The organism is Virgibacillus sp., from assembly GCF_013393565.1.
In the GTDB taxonomy this organism is placed as follows: domain Bacteria; phylum Bacillota; class Bacilli; order Bacillales; family Amphibacillaceae; genus Virgibacillus; species Virgibacillus dokdonensis.
Genome location: NZ_JABXHF010000011.1, coordinates 31,801 through 55,889 on the forward strand (window position 1 = coordinate 31,801; position 24,089 = coordinate 55,889).

22 protein-coding genes, 1 pseudogene and 1 other annotated feature are annotated in these 24,089 nt (G+C 37.2%); of the genes and pseudogenes, 7 read left to right on the plus strand and 16 right to left on the minus strand.

All coding sequences use genetic code 11. The features are described 5' to 3' along the window. Positions 1 to 254 precede the first annotated feature (254 nt). Positions 255 to 478 (minus strand) — a binding site (T-box leader). A 226-nt stretch (positions 479 to 704) separates the two neighbouring features. Both HLX49_RS03735 and HLX49_RS03740 read right to left on the minus strand, forming a co-directional pair. Then, entirely contained in the window at positions 705 to 1,430 is a 726-nt protein-coding gene (locus HLX49_RS03735; protein WP_101933340.1) for a hypothetical protein, read from the minus strand. A 339-nt stretch (positions 1,431 to 1,769) separates the two neighbouring features. Continuing rightward, the gene (locus HLX49_RS03740) at positions 1,770 to 2,480 is read right to left on the minus strand and encodes a hypothetical protein (RefSeq protein ID WP_296360857.1); all 711 of its coding nucleotides are present in this window, start codon (positions 2,478 to 2,480) and stop codon (positions 1,770 to 1,772) included. Positions 2,481 to 2,900: 420 nt separating this feature from the next. Between HLX49_RS03740 and HLX49_RS03745 the strand changes: the two genes are divergently transcribed. The 4 genes and pseudogenes from HLX49_RS03745 to HLX49_RS03760 all read left to right on the plus strand — a co-directional run bounded on the left by HLX49_RS03745 (position 2,901) and on the right by HLX49_RS03760 (position 7,158). Beyond that, positions 2,901 to 3,926, plus strand: coding sequence for a substrate-binding domain-containing protein (locus tag HLX49_RS03745; protein WP_101933338.1), 1,026 nt, complete (start codon positions 2,901 to 2,903; stop codon positions 3,924 to 3,926). 332 nt (positions 3,927 to 4,258) lie between these two features. After that, entirely contained in the window at positions 4,259 to 5,938 is a 1,680-nt protein-coding gene (locus HLX49_RS03750; protein ID WP_296360858.1) for a glycoside hydrolase family 13 protein, read from the plus strand. Positions 5,939 to 6,019: 81 nt separating this feature from the next. Next, positions 6,020 to 6,145, plus strand: a pseudogene (locus tag HLX49_RS03755) (carbohydrate ABC transporter permease); the annotation flags it as partial. Positions 6,146 to 6,426: 281 nt separating this feature from the next. Then, positions 6,427 to 7,158 carry a TspO/MBR family protein gene (locus HLX49_RS03760; RefSeq protein WP_296360859.1) on the plus strand — a complete coding sequence of 244 codons (732 nt, stop codon included), beginning with the start codon at positions 6,427 to 6,429 and terminating at the stop codon, positions 7,156 to 7,158. On the opposite strand, the gene HLX49_RS03765 is transcribed toward HLX49_RS03760, so the two are convergent. From HLX49_RS03765 to HLX49_RS03795, 7 genes are all read right to left on the minus strand, one after another. Beyond that, positions 7,087 to 7,659: a P-loop NTPase family protein gene (locus HLX49_RS03765; RefSeq protein ID WP_077702417.1), complete on the minus strand. Its 573-nt coding sequence runs from the start codon at positions 7,657 to 7,659 to the stop codon at positions 7,087 to 7,089. The genes HLX49_RS03760 and HLX49_RS03765 overlap by 72 nt on opposite strands. A 105-nt stretch (positions 7,660 to 7,764) precedes the next feature. Further along, positions 7,765 to 8,622, minus strand: a complete 858-nt coding sequence (locus tag HLX49_RS03770) for a DUF72 domain-containing protein (RefSeq protein WP_296360860.1) — start codon at positions 8,620 to 8,622, stop codon at positions 7,765 to 7,767. Positions 8,623 to 8,866: 244 nt separating this feature from the next. Then, a complete protein-coding gene (locus HLX49_RS03775) occupies positions 8,867 to 9,121 on the minus strand; it encodes a spore coat protein (RefSeq protein ID WP_296360861.1) in 255 nt (84 codons plus the stop codon). A gap of 10 nt (positions 9,122 to 9,131) precedes the next feature. Further along, positions 9,132 to 9,317 carry a hypothetical protein gene (locus HLX49_RS03780; RefSeq protein ID WP_073007055.1) on the minus strand — a complete coding sequence of 62 codons (186 nt, stop codon included), beginning with the start codon at positions 9,315 to 9,317 and terminating at the stop codon, positions 9,132 to 9,134. Positions 9,318 to 9,776: 459 nt separating this feature from the next. Beyond that, positions 9,777 to 10,259, minus strand: coding sequence for an anaerobic ribonucleoside-triphosphate reductase activating protein (nrdG, locus tag HLX49_RS03785; RefSeq protein WP_296360862.1), 483 nt, complete (start codon positions 10,257 to 10,259; stop codon positions 9,777 to 9,779). Continuing rightward, positions 10,259 to 12,136, minus strand: a complete 1,878-nt coding sequence (locus tag HLX49_RS03790; protein ID WP_073007052.1) for an anaerobic ribonucleoside triphosphate reductase — start codon at positions 12,134 to 12,136, stop codon at positions 10,259 to 10,261. The genes nrdG and HLX49_RS03790 overlap by 1 nt, the downstream gene beginning before the upstream one ends. Before the next feature lie 550 nt (positions 12,137 to 12,686). Then, positions 12,687 to 13,466, minus strand: coding sequence for a class I SAM-dependent methyltransferase (locus tag HLX49_RS03795; RefSeq protein ID WP_101933332.1), 780 nt, complete (start codon positions 13,464 to 13,466; stop codon positions 12,687 to 12,689). Positions 13,467 to 13,655: 189 nt separating this feature from the next. On the opposite strand from HLX49_RS03795, the gene HLX49_RS17065 reads away from it, so the two are divergent. After that, entirely contained in the window at positions 13,656 to 13,733 is a 78-nt protein-coding gene (locus tag HLX49_RS17065; RefSeq protein WP_367112721.1) for a putative holin-like toxin, read from the plus strand. 337 nt (positions 13,734 to 14,070) lie between these two features. On the opposite strand, the gene HLX49_RS03800 is transcribed toward HLX49_RS17065, so the two are convergent. The 4 genes from HLX49_RS03800 to cyoE all read right to left on the minus strand — a co-directional run bounded on the left by HLX49_RS03800 (position 14,071) and on the right by cyoE (position 20,453). Then, on the minus strand, positions 14,071 to 14,853 hold the full coding sequence (locus HLX49_RS03800) for an MBL fold metallo-hydrolase (RefSeq protein ID WP_296360863.1): 783 nt from the start codon (positions 14,851 to 14,853) through the stop codon (positions 14,071 to 14,073). A gap of 227 nt (positions 14,854 to 15,080) precedes the next feature. Then, complete coding sequence (locus HLX49_RS03805; protein ID WP_296360864.1) at positions 15,081 to 17,717, minus strand: cation-translocating P-type ATPase; 2,637 nt, start codon at positions 17,715 to 17,717, stop codon at positions 15,081 to 15,083. 52 nt (positions 17,718 to 17,769) lie between these two features. Beyond that, complete coding sequence (locus tag HLX49_RS03810; protein WP_296360865.1) at positions 17,770 to 19,107, minus strand: hemolysin family protein; 1,338 nt, start codon at positions 19,105 to 19,107, stop codon at positions 17,770 to 17,772. A 425-nt stretch (positions 19,108 to 19,532) separates the two neighbouring features. Next, entirely contained in the window at positions 19,533 to 20,453 is a 921-nt protein-coding gene (gene cyoE / locus HLX49_RS03815) for a heme o synthase (protein ID WP_296360866.1), read from the minus strand. Between the two features lie 555 nt (positions 20,454 to 21,008). Between cyoE and ucpA the strand changes: the two genes are divergently transcribed. Continuing rightward, on the plus strand, positions 21,009 to 21,791 hold the full coding sequence (gene ucpA, locus HLX49_RS03820; RefSeq protein ID WP_237342855.1) for an SDR family oxidoreductase UcpA: 783 nt from the start codon (positions 21,009 to 21,011) through the stop codon (positions 21,789 to 21,791). Positions 21,792 to 21,852: 61 nt separating this feature from the next. On the opposite strand, the gene HLX49_RS03825 is transcribed toward ucpA, so the two are convergent. The 3 genes from HLX49_RS03825 to HLX49_RS03835 all read right to left on the minus strand — a co-directional run bounded on the left by HLX49_RS03825 (position 21,853) and on the right by HLX49_RS03835 (position 23,463). Beyond that, positions 21,853 to 22,365: a hypothetical protein gene (locus HLX49_RS03825; protein WP_296360867.1), complete on the minus strand. Its 513-nt coding sequence runs from the start codon at positions 22,363 to 22,365 to the stop codon at positions 21,853 to 21,855. Positions 22,366 to 22,479: 114 nt separating this feature from the next. Beyond that, positions 22,480 to 23,088, minus strand: a complete 609-nt coding sequence (locus HLX49_RS03830) for a hypothetical protein (RefSeq protein ID WP_296360868.1) — start codon at positions 23,086 to 23,088, stop codon at positions 22,480 to 22,482. 24 nt (positions 23,089 to 23,112) lie between these two features. Then, positions 23,113 to 23,463 carry a hypothetical protein gene (locus HLX49_RS03835; protein ID WP_296360869.1) on the minus strand — a complete coding sequence of 117 codons (351 nt, stop codon included), beginning with the start codon at positions 23,461 to 23,463 and terminating at the stop codon, positions 23,113 to 23,115. Between the two features lie 298 nt (positions 23,464 to 23,761). Between HLX49_RS03835 and HLX49_RS03840 the strand changes: the two genes are divergently transcribed. Further along, entirely contained in the window at positions 23,762 to 23,890 is a 129-nt protein-coding gene (locus HLX49_RS03840; RefSeq protein WP_257790355.1) for a hypothetical protein, read from the plus strand. The last annotated feature ends 199 nt before the right edge of the window (positions 23,891 to 24,089 follow it).

The following is a 24,089-nucleotide window of genomic DNA, read 5'->3' on the forward strand; positions in this document are numbered from 1 at the left end:
TCCTTGAATGAATGAACATTTTACATTAACCCTGTGCGGGTATCTATATAAGTGCTTTTCCACCTAAAAAACGTAGCTACCATCTCTTTTAGCTTCAAGATTAGCAATGTAATGAAGTCTAATTTGTTTCCACATAAATTGAAACTTGTTTTTTGCTCAGTTTTTATGGCGAAAGCTTATGTGTTTGTCTTGTGCAGTAAACCACAAAATTTCATACTTCCTATAGTGCAAATAAAAAACACACGCATCCTCTATATAAGGACGAATGTGTTATCCGTGGTTCCACCTAATTTTCCAAGCAACGATCTCTTCTGCTTGACTCCATATGCTGTAACGTAGCAATACGGCGTTGGTTACTCGTATTTCCCCAACACAGCTTATGAGGCGGTACACTATTCTCCATGACTAGGAAGCTCTCACCTTCTCTTCCCTCTCTGCTAGCTGTAAAAATAATGCATATCCTCTTCATTGCTTTTATAACCACTTAATTTTTAATAATGCTACACCAAAATGTAAAATAATGCAATAGGCAATGTTGGAAAAATCACATTAATAAAGCTCGAAATAATAGAGTAAAGATGACAACATAGGAGACTTTCTAGCTGGGGTGAGGCGGCTAATTATGTACTCTTTAAACACATCTTAAAACAAATCGGCAGCACTTTTAGGAAGTGTGCCGATTCAACGGTTATCGACCACCTTAGTTACCCATTGCCCGATGGTGGGAAAGTAAATGATGGTAGATTACCAGTTGTTTTACAACGATTCTGATTTAGATCACAAAAATTGCCTTCCGTATCCTTAATCACTTGGCGGGTAACTGTAATAGTAGTGCGCAAAACAACCTTAACTAAAATACCATCAATAATCTCAGTGCCAGTTGCATCCACCAATGATATACCTTCTTGATTGAAAATCCCTTCAACTTCTAATGGCGTTTCCTGAACCATATCTTCTGGACAAGCGCCTGGGAAATCGGTATGCGCTTGAAATGGAATATCTACTACGCCAATATCAACTACATCCCCACCTACAGCTGTTACACTAATGTTTGTAGGTAATAATCCGATGTTAACGACTTTATCTTTTATGACGGTAGCGTTTTGTGTAACTGCGTCTAGATTTGGCACAACATTAATAGAGAGCAAATTGCTCAAATCTACTCCAGGAAATAAGGTAAGTGGCAGAGATATTTCCGCTACCTTTTGAACGGTTTTCGTACCTACCAAAGAATTGATTAGAAAGCAATCGCTGTCTAGCTTCGTTGCTTTAAGTTGTGGCTTTTTAAAATTACAATTACAACTTGCTTGTTTGCAACAATCATATTTAAAATCATCTTTATAGCAATCATGCTTTTTATTATTAGGTTTGTGTTTTTTACATTGGTTTCCAACCATTACAACACTATTGAAACGTTTTTTAGAGGACATTACATCCTCCCTCCTTTCTTAAGGAAAATATATATAATATTCTTTACAAGATTATACTATTAAAAAAATTTACCGAGTGATTGGACTTTTGAAACATTATGTTAATACTCTAATTATAAATTAGGATATAGGGAAACTTTACGACGACATCTTGCAAAGCTTTTTCAAAGATACAAATTACTTAATAAAACATAGGCATATAAGCTAGTAATGGTGAGTGGGTAACCTCATGATTTAAATGCAGTTATACCTCGGAATGTACTTTAAAAAAACATATTAAAATAAAATCGGCAGCACTTTTAAACAGTGTGCCGATTCAACGGTAGGAATAAATTATAACTATTCATTATTAGACAAGAAAGTAAATGATGGAGGTCCATCTTCTGCTTTACAACGATTCGGATTTACATCACAAAACTTACCTTCAGCATCCTTAATCACTGGACGAGTAACTGTAATAGTTGTGCGTAATATAATCTTTACTAAAATGCCAGTAATGAGTGCTTCTCCAGTTGTGGCAACCAATGATATACCTTCTTGACTGAAAATTCCTTCGATTTCTAATGGAGATTCCTCTACCATATCTTCCGGACAAGCGCCTGGAAAATCGGTATGCGCTTGAAATGGAATATTTGCTACGCCACCAACAATACCGACTACATCCCCACCTATAGTTGTAATACTAATATCTGCAGGTACTATTCCAATATTAACGACTTTATCTTTGATTACTGTAACATTTTGTGTAATTGCACTTAAATTAGGTACAACATTAATAGAGAGAATATTTGTCGTACTTACTCCTTCAAACAAGGTGAGTGGTAGAGATATTTCCGCTACCTTTTGAACGGTTTTCGTACCTACCAAAGAATTGACTAAAAAACAATCACTATCTAGCTCAGTTGCCTTAAGTTCTTGCTTTTTAAAGTCACAATTACAAGTTGCTTGTTTGCAACAATCATCTTTATAGCAATCATACTTATTAGGTTTTTGTTTTTTGCATTGGTTACCAGTCATTTCAACACTACCCAAACGTTTTTTAGAGGACATTACATCCCTCCTCCTTTCTTAAGGAAAATATATTATTCTTTACAAGATTAAATTATTAACAATACATATGGAGTGATTGGACATTATGTTAATCATCTAATACAGATTGGGTTATAAAGAAGCTTTACAACGAACATTTTGCAAAACTTTTTCAAGGATACGATGTAAGACATGTATAGGGTAAGACTAAGTCTGTGAAGTTGAGACTTTCTGTACGGGGATGAGCGATTATCGGACGGGAGCGAGCGGTTTTTCTTCGATCATGAGCGATTTCCGGGCGTGAGCGAGGGTTTTTACAGCAATCATGAGCGACTTCCAAGCTGGAACTAGCAATTTTCTCCGTTGCATCTAATTCTTATTGACAGCCACGCTAGCATCCGCTAAAATGAAGTAAACGTTTACTCTATAAGGAAGATAAGCATGAAAAAATCAACGATAAAAGATGTTGCTAGAGAAGCCAATGTGTCTATTGCGACAGTATCTCGGATTTTAAATAATACGGGAAAGGGCTACTCTGATAAAACAAAGCAGCATGTAATGCAAACGATTGAACAGATGGGATACTTCCCAAATGCCATTGCCCGTAGCTTGATTAACAATGAAAGCGGAACAATAGGAGTGCTGTTTCCTGCGGTGTCTGGAATGGTCAGTGCAGAAATGCTACATGGAATAGAGGCGGCTGCGCAAGTTTACGGGAAGAGTGTATTTGTCTGTAATACATTGTCCGATCCTGATAAAACAAAGCACTATTTACAATTGCTCTATGAAAAACAGGTGGAGGGCGTTATATTTGCAAGTGAAAGGCTGACGAAAAATTTCCAAAAGATTGTTAAGCAAATGAGTGTTCCTTTTGTCACTTTATCGGGAATATCTGATCTAGAGAACATACCGGAAATAAAAGTCGATGATCTAAAAGCTACCTACGATGCTACGAATTACTTAATTAAGCATGGGCATACAAAACTCGCTATGGTTAGTGGTCCGCCTCATGATTCAATTGCAGGTACGCCTCGGATGGAGGGCTTTAAGCAAGCATTAACCGACGCAAATCTCCCTTGTAAATCATCACAGATTAGTTGGAGTAACGCCTTCTATTTTGAAGATGGCAAACATGCATTTCGTTCCATCATGAAAAACCACCCAGAGATAACTGCAATTGTTGCAGCAAGTGATGAAATGGCGGCTGGTGTTATTTCTGAAGCAAATGCACAAGGAATACGTGTCCCTGAAGATGTATCCGTTATTGGCTATGATAATACCAAGTTAGCTGCGATGACTGTTCCTTCATTAACTACTGTCTCTCAGGAGTTTGACGTGATGGGGTATCGTGCTGGAGAGTTGTTATGCCAGTGTATTATAGGAGAAAAAACAGATTCGATCATCATGAAACACAAAATAATTGAAAGAGAATCGGTGAAAAAGACAAAGGCTCGAGGCGTAGTTTAGCAACGTAGCGACTGTAACGAACCAAAGATGTCGGTTCATGCCACGAAACAAGTGGTATGCCGACGTCGTTCGGCATACCCGTTTTTAGTCAGCCTCCCCCTTAGCAATGAACCGATGATGACTTATGTGTAATGGAGTGAAGTCGCCTAGTTGCTGGGCGAATGCGCCGGACGTGGCTATTCAATTATTATACCTACACAAGCTACTCTATCTTTAAATATAACAAGCTCATCTTTTCTTTTTAACGAAGGCTTTCGCATAAGGTTTGGCGACAAGCCAAGTTTTCTAGCAGTAGAGTAAACGTTTAACCTTAACAGAAAAGGAAGGTTTTCATGACACAAAATAATTGGTGGAAAGAAAGCGTCGTTTATCAAATCTATCCACGTAGCTTTCATGATAGCAACGGTGATGGAATTGGAGATATACAAGGAATTATTCAAAAACTAGACTACTTGAGAAAACTTGGAATCGATGTCATTTGGCTATCCCCTGTGTACGATTCCCCAAATGATGATAATGGTTATGATATTCGTGATTACCAAAAAATCATGGATGAATTCGGAACGATGGAAGACTTTGATACATTGCTTGAAGAAGCACATAAACGCGGACTTAAAATCGTAATGGATCTTGTAGTGAATCACACATCCGATGAACATGCTTGGTTTGTCGAGTCAAGATCAAGTAAAAATCATCCAAAAAGAGATTATTATATTTGGAAAAAAGGAAAAGAAAATGGGCAACCACCGACGAATTGGGAATCCGCATTCAGCGGCTCTGCATGGAAATATGATGAGGCAACGGATGAATATTTTCTGCATATGTTCAGCGAAAAGCAACCTGATTTAAATTGGGAAAACCCAGATGTCCGTAACGACGTGTACCAAATGATGCGCTGGTGGTTAGATAAAGGAATAGATGGTTTTCGTATGGATGTGATCAACTTAATATCGAAAGATCAAACCATGCCTGAACGCGAACCAGATCCAGGTAAAGAACTTGTTTCCGCATTTGAATTTCATATGAATGGACCGCGTATTCATGAATTTTTACAGGAAATGTATCAAAAAGTGCTCGCTGATTATGATATTTTAACAGTTGGAGAAATGCCAGGTGTAACCGTCGAGGATGCGAAGCTTTACACTGGGGAAGAACGTGAAGAATTGAATATGGTATTCCATTTTGAACATATGGGGCTTTGGAATGGACCAGATGGAAAATGGTCCAACATGCCTTGGAAGCTTACCGATCTAAAAGAAATTTTAAGTAAATGGCAGTACGGTCTAGAACATGAAGGCTGGAATAGCTTGTATTGGAATAACCATGACCAACCAAGGGTAGTTTCCCGCTTTGGCAATGATAAAGAATACCGTGAGAAATCAGCTAAAATGCTCGCCACTCTCCTTCATGGCATGAAAGGAACACCTTATATCTATCAGGGAGAAGAAATTGGTATGACGAACGTCCAATTCCCTTCCATTGATGATTATGAAGATATTGAACTGATTAATTGGTATCATGAACGCTTGGCACAAGGGCATCATAAAGAAGACTTAATGCAAGCTATTTATGCTATCGGTCGTGATAACGCTAGAACACCAATGCAATGGAATGACAAGCCGCATGCAGGGTTTACAACAGGACAACCTTGGTTAAACGTAAATCCAAATTACACGACAATAAATACAGAAGCAGCCCTTGCTGATCCTAACTCTATATTCTATTATTATCAGCAATTAATTGCCTTGCGGAAACAAGAACCGACGATCATCTACGGAAAATTTGATTTATTACTTGAAGATAACGAAGAAATATTTGCTTACACGAGAACACATCAAGAAGACACCCTGCTCGTCGTATGTAACTTTACAGATCAGCAACAGACATGTGAACTATCAAACGTACCAGAAAGCAAAGAAATCTTAATCACGAACGAGCCTACGAAAACGATGCATTCCGTTCGTCAATTTACTCTTCATCCATATGAAGCCTTTATATACAGGCTTGCATAGAAAGAAGGGGATTTTTAATGAGAATAATCTGCTTCTCTAGCCATCTCACTCGCTGCAGTCCTCTTACTCGTCGGCTGTAGCGAATTTAGCACAAACTATAACTTAGCATTTGCTTCTTATTTACTTGCCTTATTGCCAATGATCATTGTTTATCTCATTGCTCAAAAATGGATCATTGGTAATGTAACACGTGGTGCGGTGAAATAAGTTGAAACAGTGGGGTTTTTCCCCACTGTTTTTTATACTATAGAAAAGCATAAAATTTCTATGGTTTTTCGTATAAGAAAAACGACAGCGTTTTTCTGCCATAAAGATTTGACGGTAGGCCAAGTTTTTCTAATCCTTTATAAAAAATGTCAGGAGCTTTAATTATACTTAACATGATTCGAGACAAGACAAGACAACGCACTATATTTTAAATTTGTTTACAGTGAAAGCATAAAAGGAAATACATTGGTATATGATGACCTTAAGGAGGAAGTTATACCATGAAAGCTTCGAAATATATTATAATGATGGATCTTATTTTCTTTGCTATGATGGTTGGGATTAATTATTTCACTGGGAGCAATGTAGGACAAATAGCCAATAAGTATGAAACGCTTATTCAGCCAGCTGGATATGCCTTTGCTATTTGGGGTGTTATCTACTTATTTTTGTTTATTTGGATCATTCGAGGATTCTTTATTCAAGGGGACAAAGCTGCTTTATACAAAGAGTTTCAATTTGTTCTTCCCATTAATTTTGTTTTAAATAGTTTGTGGATTTTAACATTCACTCGTGACAACATACTACTATCAACGATTGTTATCCTCTTATTATTAGGTACGCTTATTTGGATGTACCGTGTCGTATGGACAATTTCTTTCAGTGGCTTACTTGACCGCATTCCATTTTTGATTTATTTTGGATGGGTATCCTTAGCTAGTGTAGTTAACCTATTCACTTATGCAAAAAGTGAAGGAATAACTTCATTTTTAGGGTTAAGTGAGTTCATTTGGACGGTCATTGTCATTTTGGTTGTGACAGGAATAGCGGCTCGAATTACCCTTCGTAATCAAGACCTTATCTTACCACTTGTTTATATATGGACATTTATCGCCATTTACGTAAAAGATCAACAACAACTATTACAGTTTACTTTACTTCTATGTTGCCTTGTGCTTGTTGTTTGCTTCGTGTTCATTGCTATTAGGAAGATGAAAAAATTCGTTAAATGAACGTTGTATATTCTTTGTATCATGGAGGATGATTAACTTCCTTTTATAAGGAGCTAACATAGCAAATATTTCATCCTTGCTTTTTTCTTCAAAAACCTTATTGTATTTCAACAAAGCTTTTAAAATGTTTATCGATGGTTTATAGTTCGCTTTTTCTCTACCAAGTTTTTGCAAAATAAATCGCTTTATTATTCGAAATCTCCTTACCGAATAATTCGTATCTAAAAATAGAATCAAATCCGCATGCTGAAAACACGGAGAGACCCATGTATGGTGAACCCCTTCAATAATCCACCTATCTAAATGAATAACTCGTTTTAAGTACGTATCCCTTTCAGATACAGTCCGTTTTATATCACCAGAATCTGACCTTTTTCGAACTACATTATCCAATTCATAATAGGGGATATGTAAACTTGCGGAAAGCGCCTTCGCTAACGTTGTTTTGCCACTTCCTACAGAACCAATAATATGTATTCTATTTAGGAACTCCTTTTTCATATAAAACCCTCGCTTAATTTGACAAATCAAATACTATAAACTAAAAAACTTTTACTTTCTTATAGTGCAAAAATAGTATCTTTTAGTGAAGGCGCTTATTTAGGCTCAAAACAATCCCAATTGCTTCGGAGCGAGTCCTTCATATTCAATGCCTAAAAGTTCTTGAAATTGCTTGGCGTTTTCGGCAGCATCACCACCTGAGTTGTTGTTAAATAACACAACAATGTCCTTCGTTTCTTTTTCTAATCTCCGTATCACTTTTTTCCATTCTATAAGCTCTTCTTGATTATACTTATATAAATAACGCACATCACGCCAATTTGTATCAATACTCGTCGGTTTATTCCAACCAACAGCATTTCTACCATGAAAACGGATAAGCGTCTGCGCTTCATTGGTTACTACTGGAACCGTTGGGATAGAACCTTCTCCTGCCTGTGGTTCATCTACAATCGAATGAATCCAACCTTCTTGTTTCATGAATGACAATGTGCTTTGGCGAAAACGATCACTGAACCAAGTTTGATTTCTAAATTCTAAAGCAACGGGGATATCTCCCATCATTCGCTTGCAGTAGCGCAAGTAGGTCACATTTTGTTTCGTACAATCAAACCAAGGTGGAAATTGAAATAAAACCATTGCTAACTTATTCGCCTCTTGATACGGCTGTAACGATGCTATAAATGAGTTAAACATCTCTTTTTTCGTCTCAAAAGGCGAATCCTCTCCTTTCCGTTTATGTCCCGTCATCCCTTGGTACGCTTTTACGACAAATTGGAAATTAGCAGGTGTTTCTCTTACCCATTTTTCTGCATTCTTCACTGGCTGAATTGCGTAAAATGATGCATCCACTTCAACAACAAGAAAATGGCTACTATATTCTGCTAATTTATCTTTTGCTTTAATTTGCTCAGCATATAAGGAGTAATGATCTCCCCACCCTGTCAATCCAATATAGATCAAGAAAAACCCTCCTATTTAAAAATATCATAGCATAGGAAGGTTTTTACATAAAGAAAATATGACTAACTTCTATTGAAGAATATTGTACTTAAGACTTTGAATCATTTTTAATTGCATCTGCATAGCTTGAGAGAATCAGTAAAGCATGCAAGAATGCTACCGCCATGGCTTACAATGGGCGGGGCTCCATGAATAAGAAAAGTACTTACATCCAAACGTATACATGTTATTGAAGTGAGTGCTTTTATTGACCGGAAGACAATTCCGTTTTCACTTGTTGTACTTCTTGTTGCGATGCGGGCATGGCTGGCTTATAAAATCCCTTTTGCGAGGCATAACTATAAAGCGATCGTTGGCGAGATTCATCCCCATTACGCAAATTAATGAGCGTTTGTCTTAGCTGTGCATTATTGGCTTGAGCTATATAATCGGCATAGCTCTTTAAACTGGCATTTAATCCATTTAGATAATCATTCACAATGTCTTTATCTTGTAACATGAGGACCCTCCTATTGTAAAAATGGTAATAACTGTTGCTGCGCTTGTCTAGCAGCTTGTGCATCTTGAAGCAAAATAGATTTCAATTCTTGATCTGTTGCGGATTGTGCGTAAGTTTCCAATTTATTAGCAATCATCCCATGACCTCCAATAATCTTACGCAAGTTCTCTAATTCGGTTTGCGTTAACTGATTCATGGCACAAACTCCTTTCAGAAAAGTTCAAGCATATTTTATGCATTTTTAGAAAGGATATACATAGTATGAATGAATGCTGTCGATTTGCTTTTAATTTGAAGTTCATCTTCAATCATTCTCTCTTACCCCCACTGATTGTTAGGTGCAGGTGCTGTTATCTCCAACTTAGACGTTTTCCAGCTAGCATCTTCCAATTATAGAAATGAGATCCTTACCAACACCTACAAACCTCAACATTTTATATAAATATATTCAAAGCACTGGGACTAAAAACTTAACTTTTAATCTGGATAAATTAAATCACGAAACCAGGCTAGTGCTGATTCGCACTAGCCTGGTTTTTTCATACAATTTAGAGCAACTCGGCTTACCGTCAAATCTTTATGGCGCAAGCGTAGTTTTCTTAGAATACATCTTGAAGCATTATATGTTTCTATAGTGTAAAAAGCGCACTATATATTAGTTATCCATCGTATAATCCTGCATTGTTTTCATATCAATGATCCGTTGATTTCGACTTCCACGAAACGTTAACGTTAAATCACGTTCTGCTAGAATAAATGGACCATCTACAAGTACGTCCACATATTGCAGTAACTCTAATTGGTGCGGATCTTTATTCTCTAATAACTGTTCTAATGTCCATCCCGTATAAGCCCATATGTTTTTACCATGCTCTTTAAGTTGTTTAGCTACTTTAGCTACAGCCTCTGCTTGGTAAAACGGATCGCCACCACTTAATGTAATATCATTTAATGGGTTCAGCGCTTCTTCCACAATTTGATTTACATGCATTTCTTTGCCATTTCGCAAATTCCATGACTTCGGGTTATGGCATCCCTTGCAGAAATGAGGGCAACCCGCAAAAAAGATAACAGCACGTAGTCCTTCCCCATCCACAACCGAATCATGATAAATGGATAACACGCTTGCTGTATCCATTACACATGCCGCACCCGATCATGTTCTTCGGAGGCTTTTGCCGTATTCCATTTATCCATCGTTCCTACAAGATAACCTGTGATCCGGCGAATTCGATCGATTTGTTTTTCATCTGTTATTTGGCATTTAGGGCATTCATTATCTATCATCCCTGTATAACCACAGTTTTTACAACGATCTACTGGATGATTCACACTTCCATAACCAATACCGCTTTCTGCCATTGTTTTTACAAGTGTATCCATCGCCTTTAAATTTTTACTTACATCCCCGTCTACTTCAATGTACGTAATATGGCCAGCATTCGTATATGGATGATATATTGCTTCTCGTTTTATTTTTTCCATAGCACAAATTGGATAGTATACTGGGATATGAAACGAATTTGTATAATAATCTCTGTCAGTAACGCCTGGTATTCTGCCAAATTCCTTTTGATCTTGCTTGGTAAACCGACCGCTTAAACCTTCAGCAGGAGTTGCTATTAAGGAATAATTTAAATCATATTGTTCACAAGCCTGATCACATTTGCTACGTAAAAACGCAACAATTTCTTCCCCAGTACTCTGTGCTTCATCAGATTCGCCGTGGTGCTTGCCTGTTAAGGCTACTAAGCATTCTGCTAAGCCGATAAAACCAACGCTTAAGCTTCCTTGTTTTAACACTTTTTCTAATCTATCCTCAGGGCCTAATTGTGAACTTCCTTCCCATACTCCTTGCCCATGCAAAAAGGTGAAATCTTTCACAAGTTTACGCGCCTGAAATAAATAACGATCATACAATTGACGTATAACAATATCTGCGTATTCATCTAATTTTTGTATAAAAGCTTCAAAAGATTGTGTAGTAAGTGCTAATTTCACTAAGTTGATACTTGTAAATGACAAGTTGCCTCTGCCAAGACTATTTTCTTTTCCGTGACGATTAGCCATTATTCGTGTGCGACATCCCATATAAGCTACTTCTGAGTATGGGTTATCAGGTTCATAATAGTGTAAATTAAAAGGTGCATCAATAAAGCTAAAATTAGGGAACAGTCGTTTTGCTGTCGTTTTAAGCGCTAGTTGATACAAATCATGGTTTGGATCTTCCTTATAGAAATTAACGCCTTTTTTCATTTTAAAAATTTGAATAGGAAAGATTGGCGTTTCTCCCTTACCTAAACCTGCTTGCGTAGCTAACAATAAATTTTTTACAATCATTCTACCTTCTCTGCTTGTATCTGTACCATAATTAATGGACGTAAACGGAACTTGACCACCACTTCGAGAATGAAGGCTGTTTAAATTATGAATAAACGCCTCGCATGCTTGGTAGCATTCATGATCTGTCTCCGACCACGCTAATTCCTCCAATTCCTGTTTAGAAAGCGCAAGCGGGTACTGTTTTAATTTCCGTAAACGTTTTTCATAGGAACGTTTAACAAACGGTGCTAAATCATAATCAAATGCTGGAAAACTTTGGCCTCCGTGTTGTTGGTTTTGATTGCTTTGAAAAATAATCGCCGCTAACGCCATCGCACTTAAAATCGTTTGTGGGGAGCGCATATGACCATGTCCCGTGTTGAATCCTTTTTCCAATAATTTTCCTAAAGGAACTTGGCAACAAGTAGCCGTTCCTGTCGGCATATAGTCTAAATCATGAATATGAATATAGTTTTCTGCTACAGCTTGGTTAGCTTCTTCGCTTAACATTTGTTGCTTTGCATAGAACTTCGCACTTTCATTGGCAAATTTATTCATCTGTCCACATGGCGATCTGCCATCAACATTGGCATTTTCTTGAATTAAATCTTGATTAGAGCTTGACACAATGTCTTGAAAAGCCAGCATCAAGTCTTCACCTATGTTTTTGGGAGTGTTTTTTGTTTCAATCATTTTTCTCTTCCTCCATTCTTTCCATTGTAGGAATTACTCTTTCCTACTACCTATAAGGCACGACCTGAACCCTCTAAATAAGAGTGTAGGTGTTATTTTCCCGTGAAATTATTTTGCGGTTGGTAAAACCTTCTCGAAAATAAAAAGGACACCTTGCGAACGAAATATGTTTTTTTCTATTTATGTAATAAGATCATGTTTAGAGTTTTAATTGAATGAAAAACATCATTTACATACACAAATAACTATATATAGTGTCGGGAAAATAAAACAAACACTATATATAGTTATATAATAGATCACCTCGTATTAAATTTCAAATGGATATTTTATGACTTTTTGATGTAAAAAAAGCAACGTTCGGGTTTTACCTTAAAATCAACTTGACATTTTCTAAAAGGATATTGTTTACTTTTTCATTAGAAAAACTTGGCTTGTTGGCAAGTCTATAGCTCTAGTTTTGTTTATTACGATAAACCAAAAAACCTTATACTTTTTTATAGTATAAAAAGGCTTTAAATGCTGTAGTGCTTGCCCAGCGCAAACCTTCCTAAATAGATGCCTTTATTGCTTTTGTTGCGATAAAGCATTTTAAATGTTGATCCAACGGTCTATTGCCCCCAAAATCGTCTTCAAAAAAACCTGCAATCACAAAGCCTGCATCCACCTGCCCTTGAATTTGATCTTCTAAAGTATGACCAAATTCAATCGTGTGATTTGCTTTTAAATACGCCTCTACTTCTTCTTCACAAAGGTCTTGTAAAGAATGAAAAGGAATTGTATGCTTTACAATTAAATTTCCTTTTCGATCTTCTTCATCATCAAAAATAAATAACACAGGATTCGTAAAACCAGAAATAAGTGTACCGTTCGTTTTTAACACCCGAGCCGCTTCATGCCAAACATGGGAAATATCTTTCACAAACAAATTTGCAACAGGATGAACAATGATATCAAACGTTTCATCCTGAAAACAAGATAAATCCGTCATGTCACCTTGTACAGTTTTTAGATTTAATCCTTCACGTTCAGCGACGAGCGAATCTTTTTCCAGTTGCCGATTAGATATATCAAATACTGTAACGTCAGCTCCAGTTGTAGCTAAAATAGGCCCTTGCTGTCCCCCACCAGAAGCTAAGCACAAGATTTTCTTCCCTGTAAGAGATGCAGGAAACCAGCTTCTCGGAACAGGTCTATTCGTCGTGACGGTTATTTCCCAATTTCCCGCTTTACTTTTTTTAATTACATCGCTAGATGCTTCCTGCGTATAAACTGCCCTGTCTTCCACTTTCTTGTCCCACGCAAGACGATTTTGCTCCCCAATATCCACCTTTTCCTCTCCCCATTCTAAACATTTATCTATAGAGCACTTGAAACGATCGATCAACGGTGCCAACACTCAACTAACTAAGCCTTCTGACCCTTTAGTTATAAAACCATTGTATGATATAATGCGACTAAGTGCATAAGGCTTTCATGGGTGGTGGCTCATCCCTTTATGAAAGGGGGTGAGGCCTATATGACAGTTTTCGAAGGATTGGTCTTAATGATCTCGTTCGGAACGCTCATAGTAGCAATTCTGTCACAAAAAAAGTAACCACCCTAGCCTGACGAGCATTTCATGGTTACTTTTCTCAAAATGTGAGTCGCCCCCTTTAAGGGCTATGCACAAACCGTTTGGTGTTCCAGCACCAAGCGGTTTTATTCGTTTGACTATCTATATACAGTATACCTGATAATACATCAAATGAAAACCGCATATTCGTTCCAAAACTATGCGCAACTCTTGTTATGCAGTAGGCAGATGTTTTACAATTTTGCGGCGAGGTTTTTAAGAGCGGTCGAATTTGTTGCAATGATGAGCGACTTTTCAACGAGTGCGAGCGAGCTTTCAGCGTGAGCGAGCGATTTTTTTGCGTTGATGAGCGATCTTATTAAAATTGTATGCGGAAACCGTTAAACTCATGTATACCAGTTCCAAACTTTACAAGGCTGTTCTCTCGCAAATACGTAACTGCTTGCTTCACTTCTTGTAATATTGATGCGTCTAGCCCGAGTGTATTATGTGAGCCAAATACTTTCTTTACTCCATTTATATTCGATATTTTTTCTAAAGACATAACTAAATCAACTGGGTTAGTGGACGGATAAAAAGCATAGATAGGTGTTTGATCGTAAAGTAAATCTCCCGTAAATAAAAATCCTTGTTTTATATCATACAAGGCGATATGACCAGGCGAATGGCCAGGCGTATGATAGATAATTAATTGTCTATTCCCCAATTCTATCATGTCTCCATCCTTCAGGACATTGGTAGGATAGCCTTGAAATGGTTTATAGGTATCCGGGTGAAACGTTGCCGGGGTTGGAAGGGTTATATCCCTTGCTATATCTTTTCTTATTTGCGCTAATGTCAACCCCTCAATTCCATGTATGAGCCAGTCTTGATCTGCTTCATGAACATGAATTGTATCATATTCTCCATGGCTCCCAATATGATCTGTATGAACATGCGTTGTAACTACTTCAATTGGTTTCCTTGTCAATTGATCCGTCATTCTTTTTATATTATCAATTCCTAAACCCGTGTCGATTAAAGCAGCCTTATGCTCACCTATGACTAAAAAAGAGTGAACTTTTTCCCAATGGCCGTATTCACTAATGGCAAATGTATTGTCAGCTATTTTTTGTACGGTAAACCAATCATCCTGTATCAATGGTATCCCCCTTTTTCTTGTCTATCCAATAATATAGTTTATAAACCCAAACGCTAAATTCTTATTATTGCACGCAAGCTTTTACTTAGCTTGTTTATGAAAACTATGGATTCATTATACTATGAGCATCATATAAAAAACAGCCGACATATTTTTTCATACATCAGCTGTTTTTTATCTATCTTTACAGTGATCAGGCTAGCAACATAGCTGTTTCCACCGAAATCCTAAGCTCTTCTAAACACTTTTTTCGCTATTTCCATACCAATTACTGTAGCGGCTGCTAACCCTGTAGCGATGGCCCAATCACTAAAGCCAAATGCATCAGGGATGTTAAATACATCTCTTGCAAAAGGAAGCACTGTTATTCCATACAAAACAAAACCTAACAATACAGCGCCAATTACATATTTATTGGAGAAAAAGCCCATTTTTATTGACGTCTCCGTATTGGAACGAGCTGGAAAAGTTTGCAACGTACGAGAAATGATTAATGTAGTAAACGCCATAGCAACGCCCATTTCATTCGAATGATCTAATCCTATATAGAAGGAAATAACAACTGCGACAGCAATCAATATTCCTCTCGTTATTACAGTTTGCAATGTTCCTCCAGCAAATATACCTTCATCTGTCGGTCGTGGCTTACGTTTCATTACATTTGGTTCTGACTTTTCCACACCTAAAGCGATTGCTGGCAAGGAGTCGTTTACTAAATTGATAAATAACAATTGTAAAGCTGTAAATGGGTTTGGTAAGTTAAAAATGACGGCATACAAAATGGCAATAATCGCTCCTAAATTACCAGCAAATAAATAACCAATTGCCTTTTTAATGTTATCAAACACCGTTCTTCCCACCTGCACAGCATTAACAATGGATACGAAATTATCATCCGTTAAAATCATTGCCGCAGCATCTTTTGAAACATCCGTACCACTTCCCATAGCTACGCCAATATCGGCTTGTTTTAAAGCTGGCGCATCATTGACACCGTCACCTGTCATTGCAGTAACAGCACCTTTCCGCTGCCATGCACGTACAATTCTAATCTTATTCTCTGGCGACACGCGAGCATATACAGAAATATGCTCAATTTTTTCTTCTAGCTCGTCATCCGACATGTTATCGAGCTCTTTACCCGTAATGGCTATATCATCGTCACCCATTAAACCGATATCTCGTCCAATTGCTTGTGCTGTAGTTTTATGGTCACCAGTAATCATTATTGTTCGAATACCTGCAGCTTTGGATTCTTCAATGGAACTATATACAGCTTCTCGAGGTGGGTCCATCATTGCCGTTAAACCGACAAGCACAAAATCATACTCATCATCATGAGTGACTTCGGTTTTTGTATCAGGTAAACGTTTATACCCATAGGCTAGCACACGTAACGCCTGATTAGAAAACTCTTCATTTGCCCCTTCAAATCGTGCGCGTAAATCATCTGTCATTGGCTGTTCTTCGCCATTTACGAACACATAGCCAGCCCGCTGAAACATGACATCAGGGCCGCCCTTTGCCAAGAGCAGATTTGCCCCATCAATTGTGTTTACAGTTGACATCAATTTTCGATCTGAATCAAATGGTAACTCTGCTGTTCGTGGAAACCTTTCTCGTAGCGCTTCGTAATTGTGTGCATGTTGATTTGCAAAGTTAATTAAAGCTATTTCAGTTGGATCACCAACCTCCTGCTTGTCCTGATTAATATACGAATCATTACATAGCGCAGCAATATAAACTAGTAAACGTTCTGCTTCGTACCAATCATTTGGATCTTCAGGCAAACGTTCATGCTTATTAAAAGGTAAATAATGATCGGTAACCGTCATTTTATTTTGCGTCAATGTCCCTGTTTTGTCCGTGCAAATAATACTGGTGGAGCCTAATGTTTCAACAGCAGGAAGTTTACGAATGATCGCATGCTGTTTTGCCATTTTATTTGTTCCAACTGACAAGACAATGGTAACAATCGATTGGAGTGCTTCTGGAATCGCAGCCACAGCAATCGCTACGGAAAACATTAAAGCATTTAATAATGCAGTTGTTGTATCTACATCACTATCACCAAACCAAATACGCGCAGCTTGGACAGCAAAAATAACAATACAAAGAATTAATATACCAATACCTAACTTCTTGCTAAAGCCATTTAATTTCTGTTGTAGTGGCGTTTCTTTTTGCTCTGCCGTAGAAAGCATATCGGCAATTTTACCAACCTCGGTTTTCGTCCCCGTACCAGTTACGACAAAAGAACCCCGACCATATACAACTAAAGAACTGCTAAACACCATGTTACTACGATCACCAAGTGCAGCTTCTTCTTCAATTGCTTCGGTCGATTTATCAACAGCCTCTGACTCACCTGTGAGCATTCCTTCATTTACTTTCAAAGAGCCACTTTCCAACACCCGGCCATCAGCAGGAACGTAATCCCCCGCTTCTAAATAAACAATATCTCCCTGGACGAGTTCTTTAGCAGCAATCGTCTGCTTCGTACCATCTCGTATGACTTTTGCTTCAGGCGCAGACATATCTCGGAGCGCTTCTAAGGAACTTTCCGCCTTACGTGTTTGCACAACACTAATGACAGAATTAATTAATAATACAAGGAAAATAATGAGTGACTCCACCCATTCTCCCAGTAACATTTGCACACCAGCTGCTGCTAATAATACAATAACCATTGGATCTTTAAAGGTTTCTAAAAATAATTTCCACGTAGGAACTTTCTCTTTATCTTCTATTTCATTATATCCGTCCCGTTTCAGGCGTGCATTCGCTTCTTGTTGAGATAAACCTTGTTCCGTGGACGCTACTGCTTTTAGAACATCTTCTGTTTGCCTTTGGTAATATTCCATCTCCAAATTCTCCTTGCTTGTTCAGTTTTGCAGTTATATTGTCAAAAATGTATTATACGTTATCTTCTTCTTTTACTTCTGTTTCTTCTAGTCGAGTAATTAAGAGTTTATCGACAAGTACGCTATCCATATCGACTACTTCTAATTTCAAATTAGCTATAAAAACACTATTCCCTTCTATTGGAGTATTACCTATTTCGCTCGTGATAAAACCACCTAGTGTTTGGAAGGATGTATCTTTCATAACATCATCATCAATTTCATCTTCTAAATCGAAATAACGCAAAAATGTATCAAATGGAACTTGACCGTCTGCAAGCCATGAATCATTATCACGCTGCATGATTGTAGCCCTTTCCCTACCTCCTTCTGTCTGTATTTCACCAACAATAACTTGCATAATATCATTTAACGTTACAAAACCTTCGACACCTCCATACTCATCTACAACAACAGCCTGATGATATCCTGATTCTTTTAACGTTTCCAAAGCCTTAAAGACTTTTACATGTTCCGGTAGAATCAACGCTTTTTCAATACAGTCATCAATCGAGAATGCTTCTGCTGATTGTAATTTTGAAAACACTTTTTTCGTATGTATAATACCTAAAAAGTGGTCTAAGCTCCCTTTTCCAACAGGAAAGCGTGAAAACTCACTTTGACTAATGATTTCCATATTTTCTTCAAAACTACTTTCTATATCTATCCAAGTTAATTGCGTTCGCGGTGTTAATATATCACTCAGACGCTGATCGCCCATATAAAAAATTTGATCGACCATCTCGTGCTCAATTTCCTCAATACTACCACTATGAACACCTTGCTCAATCATTTGTTGAATTTCTTCTTCTGTTACGTCTGGTTCATTGGTTGTTTTAATTCCGAGTGTCTTGAGGGCGAGTTTTGTGGACTGATCTAGTATCCAGATTAACGGTTTGGCAACTTTTGAAAAGAAATACATCGGTTTTGCCACAGCAAGTGCTACTTTCTCCGGATTTGTTAAGCCAATTTGCTTTGGTGTTAGTTCACCGATAACGAGCGTTAAAAAAGTTGTCAATGTAACGACAAGTACCATACTAATCTCCCTGCTCCAAGGTGCTAAAAAAGGAATTTCGCTCAAATAAACACTCACATCATCCGCAATGGCAGCACCACCAAAGGCACCAGATATAATTCCAATCAATGTAATCCCTATCTGAATGGTAGATAGAAGCTCACTAGAGTTTTCGGCCAAATAAAGGGCTGTTTTAGCTTTGCTATTTCCCTCCTTTACTTTTTGTTCTAATCTTATTTTCCTTGATGTAACAATTCCAATTTCTGTCATTGCAAAGATACCATTTGCAATAATTAAAACCAGAAGAATAATGATCGATACAGCCAAATTATCCATTTCTACACCTTTCCTTTTTCATCTGCCTTCTTTGGGGAAAGCAGCTATCTATACTAAAAGTGTCGTGCAATGTCTTTATTTATATTTTGCCATAGTATAGTACATATTCCCATTATTACCTGTAATTAAGCTTTTATTTCCAATCCTTCGATAAAATTTCATATGACATCGTGGACTTTATCATTCAATTGTTTCCGATCGTACAAAAAATCCAAGCTGAAGATCATACTCGCTTGGAAATAGTGATACAGTGACTTGTCATCTGCTTACTAACACGTAACTGTACAACAGAGGTATAAACAACTAACCTTTTAAAATCAGTCGATTTTTAATCATGTCTTTATGCATCATTGCTTTTATACTAGAAACCACATCATTTATAATAGATATGAACCGCCCTTTTTCCTTCATCGAATCTCAAACATTTAATAGAGCTCAAACACAATTCCCATTAATGAATAAATAATAATGGTAGAAAAAAGCACTGTCATATGGATTAAGGAGTACAGAAACATGGAAGTTGCCCACTTCTCTGAATCCACTTTGTTATAGCGATACACACTAAGTGTCAACCAACCTACACTTAACAAAAGTGCTACTAACATTAGCCCGATACTTAATGTACCAAATAAGAAACTAATTACAATCATAATAATTAAATAAACGTTCGTTTGAATGTAGGTGCGTTGCACACCCTTTACAACAGGAAGCATAGGAATTTTTGCAGCTTTATATTGTTTATGATTTCGAATGGCTATTGCATAAAAATGCGGCATTTGCCAAATAATCATTACAATAAATAAACCGATGATGGCGGGATGGGTAATATCTGGATAGACAGCTGCCCATCCAATGAGTGGAGGCATCCCACCGGAAATACTGCCTATTTCTGTATTATATACCGTTTTTCGTTTGCTCCACATCGTATATGGAAAGACATAAAAAAACAGCCCCAAGAAAGCTAATAGTGCAGCTAACCACGTTGTTAACGCTAATAATGCAATCCCGCTGATCGCCATAATTACGCTCAGCAACAGTACAATAGCTGGTTTTATTTCCCCTGTTACAGTAGGTCTTCGCTTGGTTCTTTCCATAATTGCATCAATATCTCGATCATATAAATTGTTAAAAGCACCCGCAGCTCCAATAACTAAGGCTGCACCAAGCAAAGCAAAAATAACATCCGGCAACTTTTCCATAAAACTAATTTGATACGTATATAAAGCCAAAGTAAAACCAGCAAACATCGGGATCAGATTTGAGCGAATAATCCCCGTTTTAATCGTTTTTGACAAAATGTTTGCCCAATTTCGCCTTGGTCTTTCCTGCTTATTTTCCAAAATCATGATAACTCTCTTCCCCTTTAGAAAAACTTGGCTATCGCCAAGCCATTATGACAATGGCTGTCGTTTTGCTTCATTATAAAGCCTAAAAAAAATTCTCCTATAGTACAAATAATATATGTTACCTGTTTACTAATTTCAAACCATGTTGGCTCTCTTAAACATAGAACATGACGTTTCATAGGAAAAAACGACGCATTTCCCTATATATTGATCATTGTAGGCTTACAAGTCTTTGTATAGGGTTTTCATGCATCCTTACAGATTGAAATGCACGTTCACGCACCCAAATTAAGGTCTCCTCCAAAGTTCAAACGCATAAATTAAATCTAATGCCCCAATACTATTATACGATAACAATTACTATTAAGCATGTGAAAGATATGTGAACCCCTTCATTGATTCTAATTGTTCATCATAACATCTTCTCATTCCATATGAATAATAAGGAAACGTTAACAAATATTTAAGAATTAAGCCCATATGCCCATCCTAATATTTGCTATACTAAAGGTATTAACGCATCATCCTAATGAGGAGGTAATTATTTTGAAGAAAATGGAAGGTAAAATAGCAATTGTTACAGGTGCAGCAATGGGGAATGGAAAGGGTATTGCTGAAGTTCTAGCCAAACATGGCGCTACTACTATTTTGTTAGATGTCTCCAAGCAAGTGCATGATACTGCGAAAGAATTAACAGAACGTGGCTTTGAAACGATGGCTTTAGAAGTGGATGTTACAAATAACGAAGATGTAAAAGCCGGAATTGATAAAGTTATAGAAAAATATGAGCGTATAGATGCTCTCATTAACAATGCAGGCGTTGTTCGATTAGCAAATTTTGAAGATATGGACGATGAAACAAGAGATTTTCATTTCAACATTAATATTAACGGCGTTTGGAATGTAACAAAAGCTGTTTTGCCGCATATGAAAAAAGCTAAGCAAGGTAGAATTGTCAATCTTTCCTCTGTAACAGGAACGATGGTAGCTGATCCTGGCGAAACCGCATACGCAACAACGAAGGCAGCCATTCTTGGTTTCACAAAATCATTAGCTAGAGAAGTAGCTCCTGATAATATTACTGTGAATGCTATCTTACCAGGCTATGTGTTAACTCCTATGGCAGAACAAATGGCAAAAGAAACGAATCCAGATAATCCGCAAGAAGTCATTGACGGAATAGCAAGCGGGGTTCCTTTAGGACGTCTTGGTAAAATTGAAGAAGTCGGTGAACTTGCAGCGTTCTTAGCTTCTGATGAATCCAGCTACATCACAGGTACACAAATTGTTATTGATGGCGGTAGCACATTACCAGAAACTGTTTCCGTCGGGAGCTAACTTTTCACTTATAGGCCATGTAAGGAAAAACACTTTCCTACATGGCTATTTGCATAGAGTATTAGATAGCTTCGTTCTTATTCTGTTCACATAAAATAACATAAATTTCTATCAAGAAAATAAACAGAGCGACTACAGTAGCAATCAGGAAGCTACTCGTTTGATGAATGCCAATAAAAAGACCAATTATATGCAAAGTGAAAATACGAATAAGTAGAAGAAGTAAGGGATTAGCTAAATTTTTCCCAACGATCGCTTTAACTACTAATTCTATTACATTGTCAATCGTAAATAGAAAGAGAAGATACCCGATAAATATAAACCCAACTTGCTTTATAGTTAAATCCAAATTAAAAAATGTATTTGTCATTTTAATCGAGCCAAGTAATATAAATATACCAGCTCCAAAGACGAGCGTTACAATGAGCGCTAAACAAAATGAAACGAAAGAAATGATAAAAACATTCTTTTTTTCGGAACTTACATCTTTTCTCTCAGCAATAAATATCCAAACAGAAAAAAGCAGAAAAGACAGTATAAATATAGCTCCAACTATGGAGATAGCTATGTTCATACAATTCCTCCAAGTCTTGAATGATGCATCATAGATAAATCCAGTAGTATAGCACAATACATAGTAGATATACCCTTACATATCGTGCTGAAAAGTAAAGGTATAAGCAGCGGGTCACTTTATTTTAGATTCACTTACAGATGTGTGCATCTCATCTTCTACTGTAACGTGCTCTTGGCAAAGTTTTAATAATTGTTTCAACGTTTTTTCCGATGTAACGACAAAGGAAGTAAAACCAAATGTATATTTTATTTTCACCACGAAACCTATATTAGCATCTGAAGAATGGCCATAAAACTTGTGATTTTTATCTATTGCTACGGCTTTTATAGAATGAATATGCTTCCATGAAAGAAAACGTGTACCAATTAATATGCCATCCTGTTTCACCGCAACCAAATTTAATGGCAACATGAAATAAGCATACATTAAAAAAAATAACATAAACAAATATTGATGCCAGGAGAATACATCTGTAATATAAACAATGCTAAACATGGAAGCGATAAAAAACATGAACGCCAGATTAGCTAATAAACCTAATTTCTGTCCTTCAACAGTTGGTGGAGCAGTTATTTTTCGCGGATGCTTCCGAATCGTTCTTCTTTCTTCTTTCGTTAATGGAAAAACATGCTCTTGTTTTAATTTCACAGTCACTTGGATAATCCGAAAAATATAATAGACAAGCGCTAATAATACGAAAATCATGAATAATGTTTCCATGAAAACAATCCCCTTTGCAAACTTTTATAGGGTTTCATATTCTTCTACCGTCGAAGGGATAAATTGAATGGAATAATGAGAAGGTAGCTCAGATTGTAGTTTACGCAATAAGCGATATCCTGTTTTATTATACATCATTACTTGTTTTTCAGCATGCGGTAGTAATGTATCTTTTTCCCAATTTATCCACGTTCCATAATTGGAAGCCCATGTTTCTAATTCGTTTTTTAACTCCTTAGAGAGAGGTAAATCCTCCATATCTAAATTACAGCGACAACCCTTACACCAAATAGGGTCTGCCATATCCACCTCTAATAATAACTTTCTTGTCTTTCCAGATTTACAACAACATTCCAACATGTTAACCTCCTGCAAAACTTGTTCTCCTAAATTATAACGGATTAGTCACTACGAAGGAAATGAATTATTAGTAAAAAATGTGATGATAGGCAGCCTAACATGCTATTTCATTATAGAACTTCATATCAAACATGCATACGAACATGAACGCAAGTGAAAACGACCATGATATAAAAATCACTTTTCACTTACCTCTGTAGCTTAAAGTAGTGCTCTTTCCATCTGTAAACTATAAGTTAACAGTTTTCAACCATAAGTTCCTTCCTTATTATCACTTCATCCCTTACACTAAAAGTAAGAGAGGTGAATGGACATGGAAGAACAAGCAAATGCTTTTGGAGAGAAATTAAAAAAATGTAGGATGGAACGAGATTGGTCAGAACAAAGGCGCAAGCGCCCGGTTAGCAACGTAGCGAGTGGAACGAATCAACTAAAGTTTTAGGAATCATGCTCCTGCAACAGGAGTATGCCGGCGTTGGGCGGCAAGCCCGTCTTTAGTCGGCCTTCCTATTTAGAACGAACCGATGATGACTTATCGTAAGGCGATTTCGTGAAGTCGCCTAGTTGCTGGGCGCTGGAGCCGGACGTGGCTAAATAACTTAGTTAGTTTATCCACAGCTGCAAAATTTTATAATTTCCTA

Excerpts from the sequence above, each read along its gene's own strand:
- HLX49_RS03760 (WP_296360859.1), top strand. The coding sequence starts at position 6,427 with ATGAAAGCTTCGAAATATATTATAATGATGGATCTTATTTTCTTTGCT.
- HLX49_RS03775 (WP_296360861.1), bottom strand. The coding sequence starts at position 9,121 with ATGTTACAAGATAAAGACATTGTGAATGATTATCTAAATGGATTAAAT.
- HLX49_RS03825 (WP_296360867.1), bottom strand. The coding sequence starts at position 22,365 with ATGAACATAGCTATCTCCATAGTTGGAGCTATATTTATACTGTCTTTT.
- nrdG (WP_296360862.1), bottom strand. The coding sequence starts at position 10,259 with ATGGATACAGCAAGCGTGTTATCCATTTATCATGATTCGGTTGTGGAT.
- HLX49_RS03740 (WP_296360857.1), bottom strand. The coding sequence starts at position 2,480 with ATGTCCTCTAAAAAACGTTTGGGTAGTGTTGAAATGACTGGTAACCAA.
- cyoE (WP_296360866.1), bottom strand. The coding sequence starts at position 20,453 with ATGATTTTGGAAAATAAGCAGGAAAGACCAAGGCGAAATTGGGCAAAC.
- ucpA (WP_237342855.1), top strand. The coding sequence starts at position 21,009 with ATGGAAGGTAAAATAGCAATTGTTACAGGTGCAGCAATGGGGAATGGA.
- HLX49_RS03765 (WP_077702417.1), bottom strand. The coding sequence starts at position 7,659 with ATGAAAAAGGAGTTCCTAAATAGAATACATATTATTGGTTCTGTAGGA.
- HLX49_RS03810 (WP_296360865.1), bottom strand. The coding sequence starts at position 19,107 with ATGGATAATTTGGCTGTATCGATCATTATTCTTCTGGTTTTAATTATT.
- HLX49_RS03830 (WP_296360868.1), bottom strand. The coding sequence starts at position 23,088 with ATGGAAACATTATTCATGATTTTCGTATTATTAGCGCTTGTCTATTAT.
- HLX49_RS17065 (WP_367112721.1), top strand. The coding sequence starts at position 13,656 with ATGACAGTTTTCGAAGGATTGGTCTTAATGATCTCGTTCGGAACGCTC.
- HLX49_RS03745 (WP_101933338.1), top strand. The coding sequence starts at position 2,901 with ATGAAAAAATCAACGATAAAAGATGTTGCTAGAGAAGCCAATGTGTCT.
- HLX49_RS03735 (WP_101933340.1), bottom strand. The coding sequence starts at position 1,430 with ATGTCCTCTAAAAAACGTTTCAATAGTGTTGTAATGGTTGGAAACCAA.
- HLX49_RS03840 (WP_257790355.1), top strand. The coding sequence starts at position 23,762 with ATGGAAGAACAAGCAAATGCTTTTGGAGAGAAATTAAAAAAATGTAGG.
- HLX49_RS03780 (WP_073007055.1), bottom strand. The coding sequence starts at position 9,317 with ATGAATCAGTTAACGCAAACCGAATTAGAGAACTTGCGTAAGATTATT.
- HLX49_RS03805 (WP_296360864.1), bottom strand. The coding sequence starts at position 17,717 with ATGGAATATTACCAAAGGCAAACAGAAGATGTTCTAAAAGCAGTAGCG.
- HLX49_RS03750 (WP_296360858.1), top strand. The coding sequence starts at position 4,259 with ATGACACAAAATAATTGGTGGAAAGAAAGCGTCGTTTATCAAATCTAT.
- HLX49_RS03790 (WP_073007052.1), bottom strand. The coding sequence starts at position 12,136 with ATGATTGAAACAAAAAACACTCCCAAAAACATAGGTGAAGACTTGATG.